Below are 23,442 nucleotides of genomic sequence, written 5' to 3' on the forward strand. Positions count from 1 at the left end.
CGCCATGCGCGCCCAGTTCGTTCTGTCGGAGATCGGTGTAGGTCTCCGCCGCAATCTGACGATGACCTTCGCGGTCGTCGTCTCCGTCGCCCTCTCGCTCGCCCTGTTCGGCGGCTCGCTCCTCATGAGCGACCAGGTGAGCACCATGAAGGGCTACTGGTACGACAAGGTCAACGTCTCGGTCTTCCTCTGCAACAAGAGCGACGCCGAGTCCGACCCCAACTGCGCCAAGGGCGCCGTGACCTCGGACCAGAAGAAGCAGATCCTCGCCGACCTGGACAAGATGACCTCGGTCGTGCAGAAGGTCACCTACGAGTCGCAGGACGAGGCGTACAAGCACTACAAGGAACAGTTCGGCGACTCCCCGCTGGCCAGCTCCCTCACGCCGGACCAGATGCAGGAGTCGTACCGGATCAAGCTGAAGGACCCGGAGAAGTACCAGGTCATCGCGACCGCCTTCGACGGGCGCGACGGCGTGCAGTCCGTGCAGGACCAGAAGGGCATCCTGGACAACCTGTTCGGGCTGCTCAACGGCATGAACTGGGCCGCACGGGCGGTGATGGCGCTGATGCTCGTCGTCGCGCTGATGCTGATCGTCAACACCGTGCGCGTCTCGGCGTTCAGCCGCCGGCGTGAGACGGGGATCATGCGGCTCGTCGGCGCCTCCGGCTTCTACATCCAGGCGCCGTTCATCATGGAGGCGGCCGTCGCCGGACTCATCGGCGGCACGGTGGCCTGCGGATTCCTGGTGGTCGCCCGGTACTTCATCATCGATCACGGTCTGGCCCTGTCGCAGAAGCTGAATCTGATCAACTTCATCGGCTGGGACGCGGTCCTCACCAAGCTTCCGCTGATCCTCGCCACGAGCCTGCTGATGCCCGCGCTTGCCGCGTTTTTCGCGCTGCGCAAGTACCTGAAGGTGTGACACATGCCAAAAGGGCCGTACGGACAACCGTCCGTACGGCCCTTTGCGTTGTCCTAGACTCACCGCCATGTCAGGTCGTGACCCGTTCTGTCAGCCCCGCCGCTTCGGCCGCGGGGCCGCCCTGACCTTGGTGTTCGCGAGCGTGCTCGCCGCCGGTGCGGCCACGGGCTCCTTCCCCGACCCCGCCCCGAACGGCGCCGCGGGCGCGGCCGGACCGGCCGACACCGCCGGCCACCACGAGGACGTCGCCAGGGCGGCCGCCGAGGCGATGGCCGCCGGCAAGTCCCCCACGGAGGCCGCCGAGCGCGCCGTCAGCCGCAGCGGGGACCGCTGGGGCGCGGTGTACTCGCAGGGGGAGTACCAGGAGTTCGAGGAGGCCCTCGACGGCCAGTACACCGGCGTCGGCCTGTGGGCGCGGCGCGAGCGGGACGGCCGGATCGAGGTGACCAAGGTCGCCGCGGGGTCCCCGGCGTCCTCCGCCGGGATCACCAAGGGCGACCGGCTGCGCAGCGTCGACGGCGAGAAGGTCGACGGGCGTCCGGTCACCGAGGTCGTCTCCTTACTGCGCGGCGACGCCACGGAAGCGGCCGCCGGCACCGAGGTCACCCTCGGTCTGGAGCGCGGCACGCACACCTGGTCCCGGACCCTGCGCCGGGCCACGCTGTCCACCGACTCCGTGACCGTGCAGAAGGCCGTGGGCGGCGTCACCGTCATCACGGTGGCCGCGTTCACCAAGGGCGTCGGCGACGACGTCCAGGCCGCGGTGCGGCAGGCCCCGGCCGGCTCCGGGATCATCCTCGACCTGCGCGGCAACTCCGGCGGCCTGGTCACCGAGGCGGTCACCGCCGCCTCCGCGTTCCTCGACGGCGGCCTCGTCGCCACGTACGACGTGAACGGCGCCCAGCGGGCCCTGCACGCCGACCCGGGCGGTGACACCACCAGACCGCTGGTCGCGCTCGTCGACGGCGGCACCATGAGCGCGGCCGAACTGCTCACCGGGGCGCTCAAGGACCGGGGCCGGGCGGTCGTGGTGGGCTCCAGGACCTTCGGCAAGGGCTCGGTGCAGATGCCGAGCAGGCTGCCGGACGGCTCCGTCGCCGAGCTGACCGTCGGGCACTACCGCACTCCGTCGGGGCGCGGCGTGGACGGCACGGGCATCACACCCGACGTGGAGGCCGAGGGCGCGGCGCTGGCGCGGGCGCGGACGGTGCTGAGCGGTCTGGGCGACACCACCTGACCTCTCGGGAATCGACTTTCCATCCCACCCCTGTGTAGTGCGAAAATGGCAAGCACTATGTCCAAGGGAATGTACGTACCGAAAGAGTCCCAGCAGAAGCAGCAGGGGACGGCCGCCAAAGCCAGGGATGGCGAGAAGGGCGGCAAGCGCAAGATCGTCGCGCAGAACAAGAAGGCCCGGCACGACTACGCGATCGTCGACACCTACGAGGCCGGTCTCGTCCTGTCCGGCACCGAGGTGAAGTCGCTGCGGCAGGGCCGGGCCTCGCTGGTCGACGGCTTCGTGCAGATCGACGGGCACGAGGCGTGGCTGCACAACGCCCACATCCCCGAGTACAGCCAGGGGACCTGGACCAACCACTCGGTGCGCCGCAAGCGCAAGCTGCTGCTCCACCGCGAGGAGATCGACAAGCTGGAGTCGAAGGCCCAGGAGACGGGACACACCATCGTGCCCCTCGCCCTGTACTTCAAGGACGGCCGGGCCAAGGCCGAGATCGCGCTCGCGCGCGGCAAGAAGGAGTACGACAAGCGGCAGACGCTGCGCGAGCAGCAGGACCGCAGGGAGAGCGACCGCGCGATCGCGGCCGCCAAGCGCAAGCAGAGGGGCGCGTAGCGGGCGGGTAATGCGCCGGCAGGGAATACAGTGGCATCGGTGCGCGTCGGTCACGTACGATGGCACTGCACCTCACAGCGGGTGCGCGCCCTCCCCGGAGGGGCCCTCTGCGGAGGGATTGAAAAAACAACATGGGGATGATCGGTTTCGACAGCGGATGTTGAATCAGGGGAAGCGTGTCGAGGAAGCGGCAATGATCTCGTAAACCATATGTCGCAAAAAAATAATCGCCAACTCTAAGAGCGATTCCCAGTCCTTCGCCCTCGCTGCCTAATTAGGTAGTGAGTGAAGGACCCTTAATGGGTGTCAGCCCGGGGGTGTTCCCGACCCGGATCCTGGCATAATCTAGGGAACTAAACCGTACGGCCCGGTCACGGGGTCGGACGGGAAATCAAACAGTGGCTGGGCCCGTCGGCGACTTGTTCGCGTGATTGCCGGGGCCGAGAAAAGCGCAGCGAACTGCACACGGAGAAGCCCTGTTTTTGCACCGTTGGACGCGGGTTCGATTCCCGCCATCTCCACTCATCCCATGTGGACGAAGGCCCTGCCGCTCTCGAGCGGCGGGGCCTTCGTCATGCCTCGGGTGCACACGGAGCGCACAGCTCAGGCCTCGCAGACGTCGCCGCCCGCGAGGCCTGAGCTCCGGGCTTCGGGTGGCGAGATCCGAGTTCCCTTTGCAAGGAATGGGTGGAAAGAATTCCTCCCACCCTCCCACCCTCCCGTCGTCCTGGGCTCCGAGCCTCAAGTGGCGTTCGTGCCAGCGCATATGACTTTTCGTGATCGGGTTGCGACACAGCGTCGCGACCCTCTAACGTTCGCGGCAACAAACAACCCCGGTCGGGTGTTAGCAGCACCCGCCGGGGTCTCACCCCAAGATCGAAACAGGCGATCTCATGGCTTCCCAAGACTGTACCGCCGCGCTGTCCGCACCCGCAGTACATCCGATGGCCAAGCCCGGCTACGGCAAGCACTCCGCCCCTGATCAGCCGCCTCCTCGCAGGGGCGACTTCGACCACCTCTCCGTCCGCGCGGCGTATCTCGCGAGCCTCCTCGACCGTCTCCGCGAGAACGCGGCCATGGACGCCAAGACCATCGCCAAGGCGCAGCCTCTCTACGGCCAGCAGGCCGTGCGCTCCGCGCTCAACGAGCTGAGCGCGGCCGGGCATCTGCGCAGGGTGCGCCACCGGGTGGAGCCGGCTGGTGGCTCCATCGCCGGTACGCGCTGGGTCTTCCTCACCTTCTGGTCCCGTACCGCACGTGACAACGAATGGTGGGTCCGGTTCCTCGACGGTGACGCGACCGCGGTTTCTGACGTGCGGGACGTCGAAGCCGTAGCCGTAGCCGAGGACGAAGCGGGAAATGACGTGGATGCCGACGCGGACGCCGAGAGCGATGCCGCCGTTGATGTCCGCGCCGTGCCCGCACCTGCCGAACCGCCACCGCCGCACGAGGACGCTCGGCCCTCCCTCGCCCGTACGACCCTCGCCCGACTCGGCCTGCACGAGCCGCGACTGGCCCTGTCGGCCGCCGACTGTGCCGCGCTGGAGCCACTGGCTGCCTGTTGGCTGGACCGTGGGTCCACCCCCGATCACCTGACGCGGACCCTGGCCGCCGGTCTTCCCGAGCACGTCTACTCACCACGGGCGTTCATCGAGCGAAGGCTCGTGGACAAGATGCCGCCCGAGCCGCCTGCTCGCGAGCCCCGCGCGCCACGCAACCTGGTGGAGTGCACCGACTGCGGGGTGCCCGGTCGCCCGGAAGCACTGCCGGGAGGACTCTGCCGGGTCTGCCGTGGGATCGGCGTCGAAGTGCTGCGGACTCCGACTCCCGTGCCTGCTGCGGGAGTTCAGGTCTGGGCCGATCGGGTGCGCGCTCTGCTGGGTCCGTCCCGCGCTCCACGGCTCACCTGAAGTCGTCGGACTCCCGAGGCAACCGAGCCGCCGCTTTCCCGCTCTTCACAGACGCCACACATGTGGTTACCGTTCGGTAAGTGCCGTCGGCCTTCGGGCCGGTGGCCGCAGCGCTCGGTGGAGCTGACCACTCCGCTGTCGCGTACATCGATCGGCGACCGGGGGAACACCGTCGCCACGGGGAGGCTTTCGTCGTCATGCCGCGATTCCTGAAGCAATCGAGCAACGCCTGCGCCTGACCCGCGCACGGCACTTCCACCTCTTCGAACGGGCCCCCTGGTCTGCCCTCTTCCTTCACGAAGAACATTTCCTTCACGAAGAACGGATGCTCTTTTGCGCTCCAGACCATGGTTCGCCATGTCTCCGACACGAAGAACCGGCTATCTCACGCGACTTGTGCCCTCCGTCCTCGCCCTCGCCGTGCTGGCCACGGTCGCCGGGCAGCCGGAGCTGACCCACAACCGGGACGACGACTTCAGCCCGGTGGCCGACAGTTACGACGGCTTCGACGCCAAGGCCGCCGAGCAGCTCCGCCAGGACGAGTGCCTGATGAGCGACGTGCTGCGCATGGGCGGCCCCGCCATGTACGGCGTCGCGCAGGACGGTCTCAACCAGACCCCGGACAAGCTCCGCACGGCGGCCGACCGGGAGTACTGGAACACCACCCCGCTCAGCACCGCGTTCCAGAAGGACCGCGACGACATCGACAAGATCGACCTCTATGGCCGACTCAAGGAGTGGCAGAAGCCGCTGTCCGGGCTTCCCACGCCCGGCGGCTTCAAGTCCGTCGCGGACTTCAACGACCCTCCGGGCACGGCCGGCCGAGGCCAGGACTTCTTCGAGCAGGTGGGCATCACCCCGTGGCTGGGCGCGCGGTGGTGGAAGAGCGAGAGCGACTACTACAAGGACCCGACCCCGCTCGCCGACGACGCGACCCTCAAAGCGGTCAAGGATCTCGGCACCCCGCTCTACGGCAAGGACCCGGACCCGACGCTCCCGACGTGGAACCGGGACTACGAAGAACACCGGGCATGGGACAGCCTGGTGAACTGGTCCCCGGAGCCGACCGGCGCCGACAACGCCCGTATCTTCCTCTCCTCCGGCGGCTTCCCGCGTACGGCTCCCGAGCCGGGCAGCGTCGAGTACCGCATGGCCGTGGAGGACCTGAAGACCCGCTTCGCCTCCTGCGCCTGGCGTACCCCGGCCGACCCGAACAAGGTCCTCGGCAAGGAGGTCGCGGCCGCGTCGGGCGAGTGGCAGCAGGAGATCGCCGCGCAGGCCGCTCAGCGCAACCAGATCCTCAACGCCAACCGTGACTCCACCAAGTCCCTGGCCGCCGGAGCCTCGGCGCTGGGCGAGATGCTCGGTCAGTCCTGGATCGCCGACCATCTCACCCGCTGGCAGGACTACTGGTCCGCGGGCGGTGTCGGCTGGATCGGCGACAGCCCGATGATCATCCACGCGCACGGCGCCACCGACAAGTGCCTCGAAGTCGGCGGCGGCAAGAAGGACAACGGCACCCCGGTGCAGATCTACACCTGCAACGGCTCGGCCGGCCAGAAGTGGCAGATCAGCGGTGACACGCTGGTCAACGTCAACTCCGGCAAGTGCCTGGACGTGAAGGGCTCCGGCACCGCCAACGGCACCGTGCTGCAGATCTACACCTGCAACAGCAGCGCCTCCCAGAAGTGGGCGTACAACACCCACACGACCACGCGGCTGTACAACCCCGGCACCGCCAACTGCGTCGACCTCGCGACCTACGACAACAGCCGTGACGGGCGGATGTGGGACTGCAAGGGCACCGACCCGCAGAAGTTCGACATCGCCCCCTCGGGCCACAACGGCACCGACAAGCTGGACTACCCGACCAAGGCGCAGTTCGACAAGGCGAAGAAGGGCGTCGCCGACGCCCAGGCCGAGTCGAAGAAGCAGCTCGACCTGATCAAGGCGCAGGCCGCTGCCGCGAAGAAGGCGGCCACCGACACGGACACCGCCACGAAGGCCGCCTACGCGATCGCCGACGCGGCCGGTGCCCCGCGGGGCCGCGGTCTGCTGGTGGGTCAGCAGAAGGCGCAGGTGACGAAGGCGTCGGCGGCGGCGCTGGAGGCCCTGTCGAAGGCCGGTGACACCGCGTACGCGGCGACCCGTGCCGCGGCCGGCGACAGCGAGACGATCGCCGCCCGTGCGCTGACGCAGGCCGCGCAGTCGAAGGCGGCTTTCCGTACGGCCGCCGCGCAGGAGGCGAACGCCCAGGCGAAGGCCGCCGCGGATGCGGCCGCCGTACAGGCGAAGACGGCGAAGGACGCGCGGGACACCGCGCGGGCCAAGCTCGCCGAGACGCTGAAGGCCGAGGCGGACGCGAAGGCGGCCGCGGCCACCGCGCATGCCAAGCGGCTGGCGGCGGAGGCCGAGGCGGCCACCGCGAAGGCGGAGAAGGAGACCGCCGCGGCCAAGCAGGCGGAGGCCGCGCAGCACAAGTCCAACGCCGAGGGCTATGCGAAGACCGCCGCCGATGCCAAGGGCAGGGCGGAGGCGTCCGAGTCCACCGCCCGCGGCAAGCGCCAGGACGCCGAAGCGGCGCGGGACCGGGCGAAGGGCAAGCGGGACGACGCCTGGGACGCGGAGAGCAAGGCGAACGCGGCCCGCGCGAAGGCGGACGCCAAGGACGCCTACGCCGACGCGCACGACTCGGCCGACGACGCCACCGAGTCGCGGGCGGCGGCGAACGATGCCGACAAGGCCGCCGACGACGCGGAGGCGGCGGCGGGTTCGGCCCGCTCCGAGGCGGACGCGGCGACGAAGGCGGCCGCCGACGCGGACGCCGCGGCGACGCGCGCGGAGGCCGCGGCCAAGCGGGCCCGCTCCGACTCGGACGCGGCGCAGGCCGCCAAGGCGAAGGCGGACGCCGCCGTGCGCACGGCGACCAGTGCGGCCGCGGACGCCATCGTGGCCTCCGAGGCGGCCGCGAGCGCGGCTCGTACGGCGGTGAAGCTGGCCGACGACGCGGAGAAGAGCGCCGCCGACGCGAAGAAGCAGGCCGACGCATCGAAGGCGGAGGCCGCCAAGGCGGTCGCGGGTGCGGCCGACGCCGCAGGTCACGCCTACACCACCGCGCAGGCCGCGGAGGACGCGGGCGCTTCCGCCCGGCAGGTCGCCGCGCCGGCCAACGACGCGATCCAGCTCGGCTCGCCGTATGTCACCACCGACTCGGCCGCCGGTCTGGCCGTGCTGACGGGCCAGTCGTCGAAGTCGATCGCCGAGCAGCAGCAGGCGGTCGCGGAGGCGCACGCGGCCAACGCGCAGAAGAACGCCGAGCAGGCGCAGACCCTGGCCAACGCGGCGACCGGCGACGCGAAGGCGGCGTACACGATCGCCGCCGAGGCCGCCGGACACGCGGCGGACGCCCGCAAGTCGGCGAAGGAGGCCCTCGGCTACGCGTCGGAGGCGGCGAAGGCCGCGGCGGACGCGCAGCTGTCGCTGGCCCGCGCGATCGACTACGACCGGCAGGCGGGCGAGGACGCGGCCGCCGCCGACAAGGCGGCCGGACGCGCCGAGGGCTACGCCAAGGACGCCCGTTCCTCCGCCGATCAGGCGGCCCAGGACGCCTCGGCCGCCCGCGCGGCAGCCGCGGCCGCCGAACAGTCCGCGAAGGACGCCCGAGCGGCGGCCGACCGAGCCGACGCCGAGGCCACCGCGGCCGAGGAGGCGGCGAAGGACGCCCAGAAGTACGCGGAGTCGGCGCAGCAGGCGGCGGACGAGGCCGAGCGGAAGGGAGCGAACCAGCAGGTCGCTTCCGGCGCCGGGACCGGTGTCGGCGGTGTCTTCTACATCATCGACAAGATGACTGAGGCGGCACCGGGCAAGCAGCTCAACCCCTGCGACTACACGCTGCAGGGCTGCACGGTGACGTACGAACTCCATCTCGACGTCACTGTCAGCTATTACTTCTGCGAGAACCCGGACGTCCCCGCCACCGAGTCCGGCTGCCCGAAGTCGGACACGGTCTTCCTCAAGACGGAGGTTCTCAAGAACCAGAAGCAGGAGTGGACCCACCACTTCACCGCCGGTGACATCACCCGGCTCGGCTGGCAGGCCCTCTTCGGGGACACGCTCGGCGCGGTCCTGTACGAGGTCGTGCTGGGCGATGCCGTCCGCTGCTACCACGGCGATGTGGCGGGCTGCGCCTGGTTCGCGTCCAATTTCATTCCGGGCAAGGTCTTCGAGAAGGCGGCCGAGGCGATCCGCGCCCTAGACGCCGCGATGAAGACCGGCATCGGGGTCACCGACGCGTTCAAGGCACTCAAAGTCCTGGACGTGGACCCGGCGGCGCTGGCCCGCATTGAGGAGGGCGTCCACGCCTACGACGAGATCGTCACGGCCTGCGCCCGCAACAGCTTTCCCGGCGAGACCCGGGTACTGATGGCCGACGGGACGCGCAGACCCATCCGGGATGTGCGGATCGGGGATCTAGTCCTGGCCGGCGACCCAGGTACCGGCATGCTGACCGCCCAGCCGGTTACCGACACCTTCCGGCACGACACCGACCGTCTGATCGATGTCAGCGTTGCCGGCGGCGGAGCGCTGACCAGTACGGCCGGGCACCGGGTGTATGTCATCGGACGCGGCTGGACCGTCGTCTCCGACCTGCGCCTCGGCGACGAGCTGCGCACCCCTCAGGGGGCCGTCCGGACCGTGACCGCCCTGCGGGACCGTTCCGGTCTCGCCCCGCGGGAGGTGTACGACCTCACCGTTGACCACCTGCACACCTTCTTCGTCCGTCCGCAGGGCGGCCGTGCCACCGACATCCTGGTCCACAACTGCACGAACATCGTGGCTGACGAGGGAATCCAGGGGGCGCACACGCTCGAGAAGCATGTCAACGTCAGTGACGCGCAAGCTTGGAGCAGGGCGCAGGACATCGGAGTCGTAGGCAAGTGGCGAGACCAGGCCACGGCCGCGCGCGTCGTCGACGAGGCGATGCGGCAGTGGGAGATGCACGGCGACAACGCCAAGCGCCTGCGGGACTGGAAGGAGAGAGAGGCCCGCAAGCAGGGCCAGCCGGGATACCACTTCGACGCCGAGAGGGACGGCCTCCCCATCGAGTGGGAACTCAGGAACGAGCCGAACCCGCTCGGAAAGGTCTTCAGGAGGGGCGGTCCCCAGGCCGGTGAGGACTCCGGCAAGACCGTGCGGATCGTGCTGAGGTATGTGAAGAAGAAGGACCCGGTACAGCCGCACAGGCCGACCAACTACGTCGTCTACACGGCCTTCCCGCTCCCGGAGTAGCGGCGAGGCAACCAGGAAGCAGGAAATACGAGTGAGGTCACGGGCGCCTTCGCAGCAGGAGGCGCCCGTGACCGTGAAAGGTTCCGTGATGGCGCACCGCGAGGTGTACTACGTCGACTACGCGGCGGACTTCGGGCTGAGCGCTCTGGCGGAGACCGTGTGCCACCGCGCGGTGTTCCGCGTCGACGAGCCGACGGTGGCGGCGCTCGCCGCACGGGCGGTACGCGACGAGGACGTCCGGCTCGGCCGGGACGTACGGCTGCTGCTGGAGTCGCCACTGCCCGACGAGACGCTGCACGCCGTATGGCTGGCCGCGACCCGGCGCGGCTTCGACCCGGCCGAGCACGGTCTGGACACACGGGAGTGGCTGCGCCGTGTCCTCGACGCCTGCCCGCCGCACCCGCCGGCCGACTCCCAAGGCCCTTCGGCGGTTTCCGAGGAAGAACTGCGCGACGCCGTGACGGCCGAACTCCGCCTGCTCGCGCCCGCCCTGGCACCCGCGGTCCCGGTGCCGAACCTGGTGCACGCACTGGAGCGGGTGGTCGGGGAAGCCGACGCGGACCTCGGTCTGCGGCTGCTGCTGCGCGCCCTGAAGGCGTACGGCGTGCGAGTGGCGTACGACCAGTACCGCCGGTTCCTGGGGCTCGGCGACCGGCTGGACTACCCCCTCACCGCCGTCTTCGAGGGCCTGAGCGTGCGCTGGCCGCCACTTGACACCGTCCGGCGGGATTTCACGTTCGGCTTCGGGCTGCCTCAGCTCTCCCGGCTCTTCGACGCGGAGTGGGACGCGGGGAACCACGAGAACACGCAGGTGCTCCGCGAGCGTGTCATCGGGCTGGCACACGCCGACAACGGGCTGGTGCCCGGGGCACAGGCGGCCGTCCTGCTGGACGACGTCACCAGCCTCTTGGACTCCCCGCTCACGCACGAGGAGATCACCGCAGTGTGGAGGACGGCCTCCCGCCGACGGCACGCCGGTGAGGAGTTCGACGCCGACGGACGGACCTGGCTGCGTCGGATCGCAGCAGTGTGCCGGGAGCGGCTGAACGACGTCGACCCCGCCTACACACCCGAGCCACGCCCCGCGCGCGCCGACTTCGCGGACGCCGTTCTGACCGAGATCCGCGCGAGCGCCGGGGCCCTGGACCCGACGGACGCCGCCCTGATCGGCGACGTGGCAACGCAGGCCGACCCCGACCTCGCCTTCCGTCTCCTGCTGCGGCTCCTCGACGCCTGCGCGGCCTCTCTCACCGAGACCCGGTACTCCCGGCTCGCCTCGCTCGCCGCCCGGCTCGGCTACGACGAGGACTACGTGCGCCGAGAGGTGGGGCACCGCATCACGCGATAACACGACACAGCCGTGCTCTCCCGCCGGGTCAGCCGAGCACTTCGGGCGCCGCCCGGCCAAACGGGACGTTGTCCGTGGAGCGGCGGCCAGAGGGCCCGCACTCATTCAGGTGCGGGCCCTCGGCGTGCGCTTCGGCCTCGGGATCAGCGCAAGCTGAGCGAAGACACCCGTACCCCCTTCGACAGCACCAGGTACACGTCGGTGTGTCCCTTTGTCGTGGTCGCGAGGTCCGTCGTGACCGTCGTGTAGTCGTACGGCGACGCCGTGCCGGAGAAGTGGGCCGTGCCGGCCAGGCGGCCCGTCGGGGAGCCCAGGTGGATCTCCACCGTGCCGGGGGAACCTGCCAGTCGGGCGGTGAACCGGGAGGCGCCCGAGCCCAGTTGCGTGTCCGCGAACTTCAGCCAGGCGCCGTCCGCCTGCGCCGACACCGCCGTACCGCTCGCCTTCGACTCGTCGACCAGGGCGATGCCGGAGTAGTCGTCGAAGTTCTCCGCCCTGGTCGGCGAGGACAGGTTCCGGGGCGGGATCGTCTCGCCCTTCACCTGCCGGGCGGCACGCGCGCGGATGTCGGCCGAGGACGCGCCGGCCAGGACGTCGTACGTGCCGGTCTCCACCACCCACTTGGAGCGGGTGACGTCCCAGTGGGCCAGGTCCGAGGTCCGCAGCCTCAGCTTCACCGTCCTCGTCTCGCCCGGCTTCAGCGTCACCCGGGCGAACGACTTCAGCTGCTTCAGCGGTTGCTTGTCGCGGGACGTGCGCTGGTGGACGTAGAGCTGGACCACCTCGGCGCCCGTCCGGCTGCCGGTGTTGGTGACGTTCAGCTCGTAGCCGCCGGACACCTGCTTCAGGGCGCCGTAGCGGAACGTGGTGTAGGAGAGGCCGTAGCCGAAGGGGTAGAGGGCCTGTCCCTTGAAGTACTGGTAGGTGCGGCCGGACTTGATGATGTCGTAGTCGAGGATGGAGGGGAGGTCGGCGGCCGACTCGTACCAGGTCTGGGTCAGGCGGCCGGCCGGGTTCGCGTCGCCGTAGAGGAGGTCGGCCAGCGCGTTGCCGGTCTCCTGGCCCGCGTGGGAGGTCCACAGCAGGGCCGGGACCTGCTTCTGCAACGCGCCCAGCGTGGTCGGGTAGCTGTTCTCGACCACCACCACCGTCTTCGGGTTGGCCGCGCGCACCGCCTTGACCAGGGCTTCCTGGGCGGGGGCCAGGCCCAGGTCGGTGCGGTCGTGGGCTTCGCGCCCGTTGATCGCGGGCATGGAGCCGACCACCACCACGGCCGTGTCCTTGCCCCGGACGGCGGCGACCGCGTCGTCGATCCCGCTGCGCACGACGTCCTTCGTGTAGTGCGCGGCCGAGTCCTTGGACACCAGGCCGAGCGTGCCGGCCGCGTCCGTCGGGCCGAGGTAGACCGGGTTCGACCACCAGGACTCGCCGGTCTCGTAGCCCGCGTAGCGCAGCAGGTACGAGCCGTCGTCCTGCTGCTCCAGCCTGAACTGCTGCTGTACGAACCAGCCGTTGGGCTGCGTCTGGTCGTTGACGAAGTTCGACCAGTTGTAGCCGACGTACTTGCCGTTGGCGGCCGAGCGCAGGGTGACGACGCCCGAGCCCCAGTCGAACAGGTCGAACTGGGCGGAGGTGCCGGAGCCGTCGGTCTCCGTCAGCGGTGCGCCGGTCGCGTCCGTGCCCGCCGTGACGTACTTCCCGGTCGCCGTGTTCTTCAGCGCGATCCGGTCCACGCCCTCGCTGGAGGCGACCGGGGTGCCCAGCTTCGCCTCGATGCCCGCCTTCGGGGTGACCGTGTAGGGCGGGGTGCCGGAATACCAGTCGGTGTACACGGTGTCGGCGAGCGGGCCGACCACGGCCGCGCCCGCGGACTTCCGCAGCGGCAGCGTGCCGTCGTTCTTCAGCAGCACCGCGGACTCGGTGGCGGCCTCGCGGGCCAGCTCGCGGTGGGCCGGGCTGTCGATGACGGAGGCGTCGATGGCGCCGTACCGGCCGCCGCCGGGGTCGAACTCGCCGAGCCGGACCCGGACGGCGAGCACGTGCCCGGCGGCGGTGTCGATGTCCGACTCCTTCAACAGGCCTGTGGACAGGGCCGACTTGATCGCGTTCGTGGTCGGTGCGGAGTCGGTGTCGTTGTCGGTGAAGCTGTCGATGCCGGCCGTCAGGGCCGCCGCGTCCGCCTCGGTCTGGGTGCCGTAGTACTTCTGGCTGCCCGTCAGGTTGCCGGGCGCGAAGGCGTCGGTCACGTTCAGCAGGTCCCGCGAGGTCCAGGTGCGCACGGTGTCGTCCAGGGCCGGACTCGCCGTGTTGGGGCGGCCGTTGACGAGGTTGTACGAGGACATCACGCCGGTGGCCGCGTCGGCCTCGATCGCCGGCTTGAACGCCTGCTCGTCGTACTCCTTGAGTACGCGCGGACGCAGCTCGGAGGAGGTGGTGTCACGCTGGGCCTCGTTGTTGTTGGCGAGGAAGTGCTTCAGCGTGGGCGCCGTCTTGAGATGGTCCGGGTCGCCGCCGGTCAGCCCGGTGCCGTACGCCGTGGAGATCGAGCCGGTGAGGTAGGGGTCCTCGCTGTAGCCCTCCTCGTTGCGTCCCCAGCGCGGATCGCGCAGCAGGTTGACCACGGGCGCCCACAGGTTCAGGCCCCAGCCGGCCGGGCGCTGCTGCTGGAACCCGCGCGCCTCGTCGCCGACCGCCGAGCCGACCCGCTCCATCAGCGCGGGGTCCCAGGTCGAGGCCAGTCCGATCGCCTGCGGGAAGACGGTGGCCCTGCCCAGCCAGGCGACGCCGTGCAGCGCCTCGGTGCCGGTGCGGAAGGACTGGATGCCCAGGCGCGGTATCGCGGGCTCGTACTGGTGGAGCAGGGAGATCTTCTCGTCGAGCGTCAGCCGGGACAGCAGGTCGGTGACCCGGGCGTCCACCGAGCGGCCGGGGTCGCGGAACGGGTAAGCGGGGTCGTCCGCGTGGACGGGGGCGGTGGCGCCGAGACCCGCGATCAGGGCCAGGGCGACCACCAGCGTGGTTCTGCGTCTTGTCTTCGTGCCTTTCATGTCGCGGCTCCTTCGAAGGTTCGATCAGGGCCTTGCACAGGGGGTGGCAACAGGGGGGTGGCAGCGGGGGGTGGGATCAGGGGGTGTCGCGCGGTGCCGTGCTCGCCCGCCGGGTCAGCCGGGGCGGCAGCAGCGTGGCCTCGGGCACGGCGTCCCCGGCCAGCTTCCGCATCAGCAGTTCCACCGCCCGCTCGCCCACCTCCGCCGACGGCAGCGCGATGGACGTGACGGGCACCCGCAGGGACTCCGCGAGCTCGTCGGGGCAGATCGCGGTGACGGACAGATCGCCCGGGACCCGCAGCCCGAGCTGCTCGAAGGCGTCGATCAGCGGTTCGAGGACCGCCTCGTTGTGGACGACGACCCCCGTCAGCGCGGGCTGCTCGCGCAGCAGCTGTTCCGCGACCCGGCGGGCCGCGGCGGGCGCGGCCTCGCACGGGTGGACGGCCGAGGCCAGCCCGCCCCGGTCGGCGGCCGCGGTGAACCCCTGGACCACGCGCTGCGCGAACGCCGTCTGCCGCACGTACACCTCCGGCGGCGACCCGACCAGCGCCACCACCCGATGCCCGAGCTGCGCCAGATGCTCCACACACAGCTCGCCGGCCGCTTTGAAGTCGAGGTCGATGCAGGTCAGCCCATCGGCCTCGGCCGGGAAACCGATCATGACCGAGGGGCGGTCCAGAGAGCGCAGCAAGGGCAGCCGGGGGTCGTGGAGCTGGACGTCCATCAGGATCAGCGCGTCCACCAGCGCCGTGTCCGCGACCCTGCGCAGCCCCTCCTCGCCCTCCTCCTGGGTCAGCAGCAGGACGTCGTGGTCGTGGCGGCGCGCGGTGGTCACCACCGACACGGCGAACTGCATGACCACCGGCACATGGATCCCGGTGCGCAGCGGGACCACCAGCGCCAGGACGTTCGACCGGCTGCTGGCCAGCGCGCGGGCGCCGGCGTGCGGGCGGTAGCCGAGCTCGCGGATGGACGCCTCCACCCGCTGCCGGGTCTCCTCGGAGATCGGCCGCTTGCCGCTGAGCGCGTACGAGACGGTGCTGGGGGAGACCCCGGCGTGCCGGGCCACATCAGTGATCTTCACCATCAGTCCAGCTCCACCGTCAGTCCAGCTCCACCGTCAGAAATCCCGTCCCGGCCGGTGCCCGTACCTCCCGCTCGCCGGCCGCCAGGCCCCACGGCACCGAGGGGTCCTCGCACGAGGCCCGCAGGGTGTCACCCTCCCGTACGACCGTGAAGGTCACGTCGCCGGCCCGCACCGTCACCCGGGCGCCGCGCCGGAGCCCGTACGCCCGCAGGGTGACCCCGTCGGCGAAGTCGTAGTCGGGCCGGTCGGCCACCGCGCCCACCGGGATCACCGCCCCCGGCCGTACCAGCAGCGGGACGCTGTCGAAGCCGTGCCGCTCGCGCACCCAGCGCGGCCCGTTCACCGTCCGCCCGGTGAGGAAGTCGGTCCAGTCGCCCTCGGGGACGTAGTAGGTGACGTCGCCCTCGTCGCTGAAGACGGGCGCGACCAGCAGGTCGGGGCCGAGCATGTACTGCCGCTCCAGGTGCGCGCACCCGGGGTCGTCCGGGAACTCCAGCGCCATCGCCCGCATCACCGGCGTGCCCTCGGTGTGCGCGGTGCGGGCCGCGTCGTACAGGTAGGGCATGAGGGCGAGCTTGAGCCGGGTGAACCGGCGCAGCACGTCCACCGACTCCTCGTCGAACAGCCACGGCACCCGGTAGGAGGAGCTGCCGTGCAGCCGGCTGTGCGAGGACAGCAGGCCGAAGGCGATCCACCGCTTGAACAGCGCGGGGGACGGCGTCCCCTCGAAGCCGCCGATGTCGTGGCTCCAGTATCCGAACCCGGACAGCCCGAGCGACAGCCCGCCGCGCAGCGACTCGGCCATCGACTCGTAAGACGCCTCGCAGTCGCCGCCCCAGTGCACGGGGAACTGCTGGCTGCCCGCCGTGGCCGAGCGGGCGAAGACGACCGCCTCCCCCTCGCCGCGGTGTTCGCGCAGCACGTCGAAGACGGTCCGGTTGTAGAGGTACGGGTAGTAGTTGTGCATCCGCTCCGGGTCGGAGCCGTCGGACCAGGCCACGTCGACCGGGACGCGCTCGCCGAAGTCGGTCTTGAAGCAGTCGACGCCCTGGTCGAGCAGTGCCTTCAGCTTCTGCGCGTACCAGTCGCGGGCCGCCGGGCTGGTGAAGTCGACCAGCGCCATCCCCGGCTGCCACAGGTCCCACTGCCATACGCTGCCGTCGGGCCGGCGCAGCAGGTGCCCGAGCGCCCTGCCCTCCGCGAACAGCGGTGAGCGCTGGGCGATGTACGGGTTGATCCAGGCGCTGATGCGCAGCCCGCGTTCCTTCAGCCGGGCCAGCATGCCCTCCGGGTCGGGGAACACCCGCGGATCCCACCGGAAGTCGCACCAGTTGAACTCGCGCATCCAGAAGCAGTCGAAGTGGAATACGGACAGAGGTAGTTCGCGGTCCCTCATGCCCTCGATGAACTTCGTCACCGTCTCCTCGTCGTAGGAGGTGGTGAACGACGTCGACAGCCACAGCCCGAACGACCAGGCCGGCGGCAGGGCCGGGCGTCCGGTCAGGGCCGTGTACTTGCGCAGGATGTCCTTCGGGGTCGGCCCGTAGATGACGTAGTACGTCAACTGCTGGGCCTCCACGCTGAACTGGACCCGGGACACCGCCTCCGAGCCGACCTCGAAGGACACCTTGCCCGGATGGTCGACGAAGACGCCGTAGCCCGCGTTCGTCAGATAGAACGGGACGTTCTTGTAGGCCTGTTCGGTCGCGGTGCCGCCGTCGGCGTTCCAGATGTCGACGACCTGGCCGTTCTTGACCAGCGGGCCGAACCGTTCGCCGAGGCCGTAGACGCTGGTGCCGACCCCGAGTCCCAGCTGTTCGCGCAGGTAGTGGGCGCCCGTCGCGTCCTGCATGATGCCCATGCCCTTGGGGCCGCTGCCGGTGAGCGCCCGGCCGTGGGCGAGGAAGTCGACGCGCCAGGGGCCGGTGCGGGCCACCCGCAGGGTGAGCGCGCCGGAGGTCAGGGCCGCGTGCTCGTCGTCGTGGGTGATCTGGGTGCTGAACTCCTCCTTGAGCACCTCGAACCGCGGTCCGCGCGGCTGCTCGCCCTCGAAGTGGGTGAGGGTGACACCGATGACGTCGGGCAGCGGCGCGTGCGCGCTGATCGTCACGACCGGTCCCTTCAGCAGGTCGCCGCGGTGGCGGATGGGCTGGGTGGGCGCGTGGATCTCCAGCGTGTCTCCCCCGGAGGGGGTACCCGCCGTGGCGGTGACATCGAGGACCTCGACCGGGTGGGCCGCGGTGACGCCCTCGCGCAGCAGCCAGTAACCGTCGGTGAACTTCACGTGGGGGGTCCTTACTTGACGGCACCCACGGCGATGCCGCGGGTGAGGGTCCGCTGGAAGACGAGGAAGAACACGATCGCGGGCAGCACGCCCAGCAGCGCCGCCGCGTTGGTCATCGTGGCGTCCATCAGCCGCTGGCCCTGGAGGACGCCGAGGGCCACCGACACGGTCTGGTTGTCGTTGGAGATCAGCATCACCAGGGGGAGCAGGAACTCGTTCCAGGTCCAGATGAAGAAGAAGACCAGGAGCACGCCGATGGTGGGGCGGCTGACCGGGACGACGATCCGCCACAGCACCTGCCACTTGCTCGCGCCGTCGATCCGGGCCGCCTCGATGATCTCGCGCGGGAACCGGCCGAGGACGGACGAGAGCAGATACGTGCCGAACGCCGCCTGGATCACCGTGAACACGATGATCACGCTCAGCCGGGTGTCGTAGAGGCCGGCCTGCTTGCAGAGGTAGTACACCGGGTAGACCAGCGCCTCCTGCGGCAGCATGTTCGCCAGGACGAAGAAGGCCAGCACCCAGGTGCGCCCCTTGATCCGGCCGATGCCGATCGCGTACGCGTTCAGCACCGACAGGACGGCCGCTCCCACGGCCACGCAGCCGCTGATCAGCACCGAGTTGACCAGCTTCTGGCTGTAGTCGACGCGCTCCCAGAAATCCTTCAGGCCGTCCAGGTAGAGGCCTTCGGGCAGGCTCAGGGGGCCGTTCCGGGAGTACTCGGCGGGCGACTTGACCGCGTTGAGCGCGACGATCAGGAAGGGCACGACCATGAACAGGGCGGCCAGGCACAAGGCCACGAGGACCGGATAACGACGCAGGGCGGTCATGTCCGCACCCCTTCCTCCGCGTCCTCCGCACGGGTCTGGAGCTTCAGTCCGACCAGCGAGAGGGCGAGGATGATCACGGTGAGCACGGTGGAGATCGCGGCACCGTAGCCGACCTGGGTCTTCTCGAAGAACGTGGTGAAGGAGAAGTAGGAGGGGACGTCGGTCGCGCCGCCCGGACCGCCCTTGGTGAGCACGTACACCGCGCCGAACACCTTCAGCGCGGCGATCGAGCACCAGGTCAGCACGACATACGTCTCCGGCCGGATCTGGGGCAGCGTGATGTGCCAGAAGCGGCGCCACCAGCCGGCGCCGTCCAGCTCGGCGGCCTCGTACAGCCCGGGGTCGACGCGTTGCAGCCCGGCCATGAAGACCACCAGCGGGAAGCCGAGCTGCACCCACACCATCACCCCCATCACGCTGTAGAGAGCGAGGTCGGGGTCGCCGAGCCAGTCCTGCTGCCAGGAGCCCAGGCCCACCGCCTTCAGCAGGGCGTTGAGCGAGCCGTTGTCGGGGGCGAGGATCCAGCTCCAGACGATGCCCGCGACCGCGATCGGCAGCACCTGCGGCAGGTAGAAGCAGGCGCGCAGCACCGCGGCGACCCGGCTGCCGAAGTGCTTGCCGACGTAGTCGAACAGGGCGGCGGCCAGGACGAGTCCGAGCCCGGTCGGCAGGAGCGCCATGGCGAGAACCATGAACAGGCTGTGCCGGAACGACGCCCAGAACTCGGTGTCGTCGAGCAGTTCGCGGTAGTTGGCGAGCCCGGACCACGTGGGGCTGCCCACCCCCTGCCAGTCGGTGAAGCTCACACCGGTGTTCATCAGGAACGGCACGACGACGACCGCGAGGAAGGCGAGCGCGCCCGGGACGAGGAACAGCGCGTAGGAGTCGCGGGGGCGGCGGCGCGGGGGCCGGGGGGCTTCGCCCTTGCCGACCGCCCGCGCGCCCCGTTCGACGGTGACCGTCATTTCTTCGGTACGCCGTTGTCGTACGCCTTCTGGAGGGCGTCGAGGTAGGCGTCCGGCGCCTCGCTGCCCGTGATCAGCTTCTGGGTCTCGGAGACCAGGACGTCGTAGAAGCCGGGCACCGGCCAGTCCGGGTAGAAGGCCAGGCCGTCCCGCCCCGACAGGGTGTTGAAGTTGGTGATGAGCTCCTTGGACTTCGGGTCGGTCACCGCGTTCGCGTCGGCGGCCACCGGGACACCGCCCTTGTTGCCCAGCAGGTTCTGGATCTTCTTCGACATGGTGATGTCGATGAAGTCGTAGGCGAGCTCCTTGTTCTTGGCGTTCTTGGGGACCACCCACAGGTTTCCGCCGGAGCCGAGGGTCAGGTTCGAGCCGGGCCACAGGAAGCTGCCCCAGTCGAACTTGGCCTCCTGCTGGAACCGGCCGTACCACCAGCTGCCGGAGAACAGGATCGGCGCCTTGCCCTGGATGAAGGAGACGCCCGCCTCCTCGGCCTTGGTGCCGCTGGACGTCTTGGCGATGTAGCCCTTCTTCACCCAGTCGGCGAAGGTGGTCGCCGCGTAGGTCCAGGCCTGGTCGTGGAAGTCGGTCTTGCCCTTGTACAGCTCGTAGGAGTCGACCCAGGAGCGGTCGGCCTGGGACAGGGCCAGCTGGTACAGGTACTGCTGGGCGAGGTACTCGGCGCCCGCGTTCGCCAGCGGGGTCACCTTGTTCTTGACGAACACGTCCATGGCGGCGGTCAGTTCGTCGACCGACTTGGGTTCGGCGAGCTTGTACTTGGCGAACAGGTCCTTGTTGTAGAACACCATCGTGTACTCGGCGTAGTTGGGCACGCCGTACCACTTGCCGGAGCCCATGACGCCCTGGGCGTCGTAGCGGCTGGTGGTGGCGACCCCCGCGCTGAGCTTCTTGTCCCAGCCGCGCTTGGCGGCCTCCGTGCTCAGGTCGGTCAGCAGGCCCTGCTTGGAGAGCAGGCCCGCCGTCGCGTTGCCCTTGTTGTACTCCATGAGGTCGGGGGTGTCGGAGGAGTTCAGGACCATCTGGGCGGTCTTCTGGATCTGTTCGAAGCTCTTCTCCTCGTACTTCACCTGCACGCCCGGATGCGAGGCCTCGAACTCCTTGATGGCCTCGTTCCAGGCCACGCCCATCGCGCTGGTCGGGCCTTCGTAGTGCCACAGTTTCAGGGTCTTGCCGTCGCCGGACGAGCCGCCGTCGGAGCCGCCGCAGGAGGTCAGGAGCAGCGATCCGGTCAGGATCACCGCACTCGCCACCACACGCCTTCGTGTCGTCAACATCCCGTGTCTCCTGGGGAGTCGGATGGGAATCGGGAGTGTCACGCGAGGAGTCGTCGAATCGATTCGATGCGTGACGTCGAAGCGCTTCGACGGGGGAAGGTAGGTGGCGGCTGTGGACACGTCAATGGGGTGCGCGCGAATTGCCCGCCGCGGATCCGCGGCGGGTCCGGTACGGGTCCGGCGCGGATCGGCTGCGGGTCCGGTGCGGGTCCGGTGCGGATCGGCTGCGGATCGGCTGCGGGTCCCGGGTGTCACTCGCCGAACGTCTGGTGCGTGAGGGAGATCAGCAGGGCCACCGCGGCCGCGGTGACCGGCACCCCGAACCCGGCCGCCGGAGCGGCGTGCTCGGACATCCAGCCGCCGGCCGCGCTGCCGCAGGCGATACCGCCGAGCAGGCCGGTCACCGCGAGTGTCATGCCCTCGTTGAGACGGCCTTCGGGGGTGCGCTCCTGCACCAGCGCCATCGTGGTGATCATCGTGGGGGCGGTGGCCGTCCCGGCGGCGAACAGCGCCACCGCCAGCAGCGCGGGCGATCCGGTCAGGGTGGCCGCGAGCAGCGGGAGCGTCAGCATCGCCGTCATCACGGCCAGACACCAGGGATGCCGCCACTCGGCAGGCCCGGACGGCTTCAGGGCTCCGTACACCAGCCCCGCCACGCACGAACCGGCCGCCTGGAGGGCGAGCACCACGCCCGCCGCCGCGCGGTGCCCGTGCGCGTCCGCGAACGCGATCGTGACCACCTCCGTCGCGCCGAAGACCGCGCCCGTGGCCAGGCACACCGCGAGCAGCGGGGGCATCCCGGCGGCACGCAGCGGGGAGCGGGCCGTGGGGGTGCGGTGCGGCGGCGGCTGGGTGGCACGCTGGGCGGCGAAGAGGAGCACCCCGGTCACCAGCAGGGCCACCCCGGTCAGCGTCCCCGCCTCCGGGAAGAAGGTCCCGCACAGGAAGGCCGCGAGGACCGGGCCGAGCATGAAGCAGAGCTCGTCCGCGGCCTGTTCGAAGGAGTTCGCGGTGTGCAGCGCCTCGGGCGTGTCCGCCAGCAGATGCGCCCAGCGGGCGCGCGACATGCCGCCGGTGTTGGGGGTCGTCGCGGTGGCCGCGTAGGCGGCGAACAGGGTCCAGTCGGGGGCGCCGCGGCGCACGCACAGCACCAGCGCCAGGGACCCCAGCGCCGCGAACAGCGCGGCGGGCACGGCGACCCGGGCCTGGCCGTGCCGGTCCACGAGCCGGGCGATCCAGGGGGCGACCAGCGCGGTCGCGGCGAGCCCGGTCGCGGTGACGGCGCCGGCGAGGGCGTACGAGCCCCGGGTGCCCGCGATCATCACGACCGCGCTCACGCTGAACATGCCCATCGGCAGCCGGGCGATCAGGTTCCCGGCGGTGAACGCGCGGGTGCCGGGGCGGGCGAAGAGCCTGCGGTAGGGGCCGGGCGGGCGGACGCGGCGGCGGGCGGTGAAGTCGACGGCGACGACGGCATCGGCGGTGACGGTCCAGAGCGGAACCCTGTCGGGGGTGTCGCGAGGGCTGGGCTGCGGCATGGATCAACGGTGACGGCGGGCCTGCCGAGGGGTCCAACACCTTCTGCGGGCCGATTCACGCACTCCTGTTGTAAGTTCACCGGATGCCCGCTCCCCGACACCTCGACCCCAGGCTCCTGCGCGCGTTCCTCGCCGTCGCCGAGGAGCTGCACTTCACCCGTGCCGCGGCCCGGCTCTACGTCGCCCAGCAGGCGCTCAGCCGCGATGTGCGGCGGCTGGAGCGGGAGCTGGGGGCCGAGCTGCTGGTGCGCACCACCCGGCAGGTGACGCTGACCGGCGACGGCGAGCGGCTGGTGCCGCTGGCGCGCCGGGTGCTCCAGGCGCAGGACGACCTGCTCGGCGCCTTCGGGCAGGCCCGGCCGCTGCTGGTGGACCTCAACTTCCCGGACCAGCCCACCGCGCGGCGGGTCCTGTACCGGGCCCGCGAACTCGCCCCCGAGCTGGAGCTGATGGCCCGCTACGAGAGCGGTCTCGCGGGGGCGGCGGCGGAGATGGTGGCCGGGCGGCTCGATGTCTCGTTCGGGCGGTTCGCCGGTCTCGCCCCGGCGCTGCGGTCCCGGCTGGAGCACCGGCTCGTGCGGTACGAGCCGATGGCGGTCGTGCTGCCCGAGGACCACCGGCTGGCGGCGCTGGCGGAGGTGCCGCTGGCCGAGCTGACGGGCGAGACGGTGTACGCCGGTGCGGGCAACCCGCGGACGACGGAGTGGACGGACCTCGCACGCCGTCTGTTCGAATGCCGGGGCATCGCGATCGCGGCTCCCGCACCCCTTGCGGTGGGGGACGAGGAGTTCCGCAGGATCATGGCGAAGCTGCGAAACCCCATTCTCGCCGTGGTGGGCTTTCCGGCCATGCCTGGGACGGTGCTGCGGCCGCTCGTCGATCCGGTCCCCTTGTCGCCCGTGTCGCTCGTATGGCGAAAGGGGCTGGTCCATCCGGGATTTGACGCTCTTCGGCGGGCCGCGGACGAAATCGCCGCCCGGGAAAAGTGGCTGAGCCGACCGACGGACGGATGGGTTCCGGACATAGACGAAGATACGATTGCGACCCACACCTGACACGCTGCGCACATGGATCA

General features: G+C 70.3%; 14 protein-coding genes and 1 other RNA gene. 8 read left to right on the forward strand and 7 right to left on the reverse strand.

All coding sequences use genetic code 11. The features are described 5' to 3' along the window. The first annotated feature begins 4 nt into the window (after window positions 1-4). The 7 genes from ftsX to ACZ7OY_RS00270 all read left to right on the forward strand — a co-directional run bounded on the left by ftsX (window position 5) and on the right by ACZ7OY_RS00270 (window position 11,321). Window positions 5-925: a permease-like cell division protein FtsX gene (gene ftsX, locus ACZ7OY_RS00240; protein WP_152885097.1), complete on the forward strand. Its 921-nt coding sequence runs from the start codon at window positions 5-7 to the stop codon at window positions 923-925. Between the two features lie 67 nt (window positions 926-992). Beyond that, complete coding sequence (locus ACZ7OY_RS00245) at window positions 993-2,162, forward strand: S41 family peptidase (RefSeq protein WP_471909314.1); 1,170 nt, start codon at window positions 993-995, stop codon at window positions 2,160-2,162. A 69-nt stretch (window positions 2,163-2,231) separates the two neighbouring features. Next, window positions 2,232-2,774 carry an SsrA-binding protein SmpB gene (gene smpB / locus ACZ7OY_RS00250; RefSeq protein ID WP_471910329.1) on the forward strand — a complete coding sequence of 181 codons (543 nt, stop codon included), beginning with the start codon at window positions 2,232-2,234 and terminating at the stop codon, window positions 2,772-2,774. Between the two features lie 133 nt (window positions 2,775-2,907). Next, window positions 2,908-3,298, forward strand: a transfer-messenger RNA (tmRNA) gene (ssrA, locus tag ACZ7OY_RS00255). A gap of 369 nt (window positions 3,299-3,667) precedes the next feature. Further along, entirely contained in the window at window positions 3,668-4,684 is a 1,017-nt protein-coding gene (locus ACZ7OY_RS00260; RefSeq protein ID WP_471909315.1) for a hypothetical protein, read from the forward strand. A 357-nt stretch (window positions 4,685-5,041) separates the two neighbouring features. Continuing rightward, window positions 5,042-9,973, forward strand: a complete 4,932-nt coding sequence (locus tag ACZ7OY_RS00265; protein WP_471909316.1) for a ricin-type beta-trefoil lectin domain protein — start codon at window positions 5,042-5,044, stop codon at window positions 9,971-9,973. A gap of 67 nt (window positions 9,974-10,040) precedes the next feature. Then, a complete protein-coding gene (locus tag ACZ7OY_RS00270; protein ID WP_471909317.1) occupies window positions 10,041-11,321 on the forward strand; it encodes a hypothetical protein in 1,281 nt (426 codons plus the stop codon). Window positions 11,322-11,464: 143 nt separating this feature from the next. Here ACZ7OY_RS00270 and ACZ7OY_RS00275 read toward each other — a convergent pair whose 3' ends face one another. From ACZ7OY_RS00275 to ACZ7OY_RS00305, 7 genes are all read right to left on the reverse strand, one after another. Further along, window positions 11,465-14,368 carry a glycoside hydrolase family 3 protein gene (locus ACZ7OY_RS00275; RefSeq protein WP_471909318.1) on the reverse strand — a complete coding sequence of 968 codons (2,904 nt, stop codon included), beginning with the start codon at window positions 14,366-14,368 and terminating at the stop codon, window positions 11,465-11,467. Window positions 14,369-14,444: 76 nt separating this feature from the next. Beyond that, window positions 14,445-15,455: a LacI family DNA-binding transcriptional regulator gene (locus ACZ7OY_RS00280; RefSeq protein WP_471909319.1), complete on the reverse strand. Its 1,011-nt coding sequence runs from the start codon at window positions 15,453-15,455 to the stop codon at window positions 14,445-14,447. Between the two features lie 16 nt (window positions 15,456-15,471). After that, window positions 15,472-17,739 carry an alpha-xylosidase gene (gene yicI, locus ACZ7OY_RS00285; protein ID WP_471909320.1) on the reverse strand — a complete coding sequence of 756 codons (2,268 nt, stop codon included), beginning with the start codon at window positions 17,737-17,739 and terminating at the stop codon, window positions 15,472-15,474. Window positions 17,740-17,750: 11 nt separating this feature from the next. Beyond that, a complete protein-coding gene (locus ACZ7OY_RS00290) occupies window positions 17,751-18,572 on the reverse strand; it encodes a carbohydrate ABC transporter permease (RefSeq protein ID WP_471909321.1) in 822 nt (273 codons plus the stop codon). Beyond that, window positions 18,569-19,537, reverse strand: a complete 969-nt coding sequence (locus ACZ7OY_RS00295) for a carbohydrate ABC transporter permease (RefSeq protein ID WP_471909322.1) — start codon at window positions 19,535-19,537, stop codon at window positions 18,569-18,571. Before ACZ7OY_RS00295 ends, ACZ7OY_RS00290 begins: the two co-directional genes overlap by 4 nt. Then, window positions 19,534-20,829: an ABC transporter substrate-binding protein gene (locus ACZ7OY_RS00300; RefSeq protein ID WP_471909323.1), complete on the reverse strand. Its 1,296-nt coding sequence runs from the start codon at window positions 20,827-20,829 to the stop codon at window positions 19,534-19,536. Before ACZ7OY_RS00300 ends, ACZ7OY_RS00295 begins: the two co-directional genes overlap by 4 nt. Window positions 20,830-21,080: 251 nt before the next feature. Beyond that, window positions 21,081-22,367 carry an MFS transporter gene (locus ACZ7OY_RS00305; RefSeq protein WP_471909324.1) on the reverse strand — a complete coding sequence of 429 codons (1,287 nt, stop codon included), beginning with the start codon at window positions 22,365-22,367 and terminating at the stop codon, window positions 21,081-21,083. Between the two features lie 83 nt (window positions 22,368-22,450). Between ACZ7OY_RS00305 and ACZ7OY_RS00310 the strand changes: the two genes are divergently transcribed. After that, entirely contained in the window at window positions 22,451-23,422 is a 972-nt protein-coding gene (locus tag ACZ7OY_RS00310; RefSeq protein ID WP_471909325.1) for a LysR family transcriptional regulator, read from the forward strand. Window positions 23,423-23,442 lie beyond the last annotated feature (20 nt).

The organism is Streptomyces sp. NPDC107559 (assembly GCF_055657365.1).

Bases quoted from the DNA above. Each gene is read 5' to 3' on its own strand.
- ftsX (WP_152885097.1), top strand. From the start codon at position 5: ATGCGCGCCCAGTTCGTTCTGTCGGAGATCGGTGTAGGTCTCCGCCGC.
- ACZ7OY_RS00245 (WP_471909314.1), top strand. From the start codon at position 993: ATGTCAGGTCGTGACCCGTTCTGTCAGCCCCGCCGCTTCGGCCGCGGG.
- smpB (WP_471910329.1), top strand. From the start codon at position 2,232: ATGTACGTACCGAAAGAGTCCCAGCAGAAGCAGCAGGGGACGGCCGCC.
- ACZ7OY_RS00260 (WP_471909315.1), top strand. From the start codon at position 3,668: ATGGCTTCCCAAGACTGTACCGCCGCGCTGTCCGCACCCGCAGTACAT.
- ACZ7OY_RS00265 (WP_471909316.1), top strand. From the start codon at position 5,042: ATGTCTCCGACACGAAGAACCGGCTATCTCACGCGACTTGTGCCCTCC.
- ACZ7OY_RS00275 (WP_471909318.1), bottom strand. From the start codon at position 14,368: ATGAAAGGCACGAAGACAAGACGCAGAACCACGCTGGTGGTCGCCCTG.
- ACZ7OY_RS00280 (WP_471909319.1), bottom strand. From the start codon at position 15,455: ATGGTGAAGATCACTGATGTGGCCCGGCACGCCGGGGTCTCCCCCAGC.
- ACZ7OY_RS00290 (WP_471909321.1), bottom strand. From the start codon at position 18,572: ATGACCGCCCTGCGTCGTTATCCGGTCCTCGTGGCCTTGTGCCTGGCC.
- ACZ7OY_RS00295 (WP_471909322.1), bottom strand. From the start codon at position 19,537: ATGACGGTCACCGTCGAACGGGGCGCGCGGGCGGTCGGCAAGGGCGAA.
- ACZ7OY_RS00300 (WP_471909323.1), bottom strand. From the start codon at position 20,829: ATGTTGACGACACGAAGGCGTGTGGTGGCGAGTGCGGTGATCCTGACC.
- ACZ7OY_RS00305 (WP_471909324.1), bottom strand. From the start codon at position 22,367: ATGCCGCAGCCCAGCCCTCGCGACACCCCCGACAGGGTTCCGCTCTGG.
- ACZ7OY_RS00310 (WP_471909325.1), top strand. From the start codon at position 22,451: ATGCCCGCTCCCCGACACCTCGACCCCAGGCTCCTGCGCGCGTTCCTC.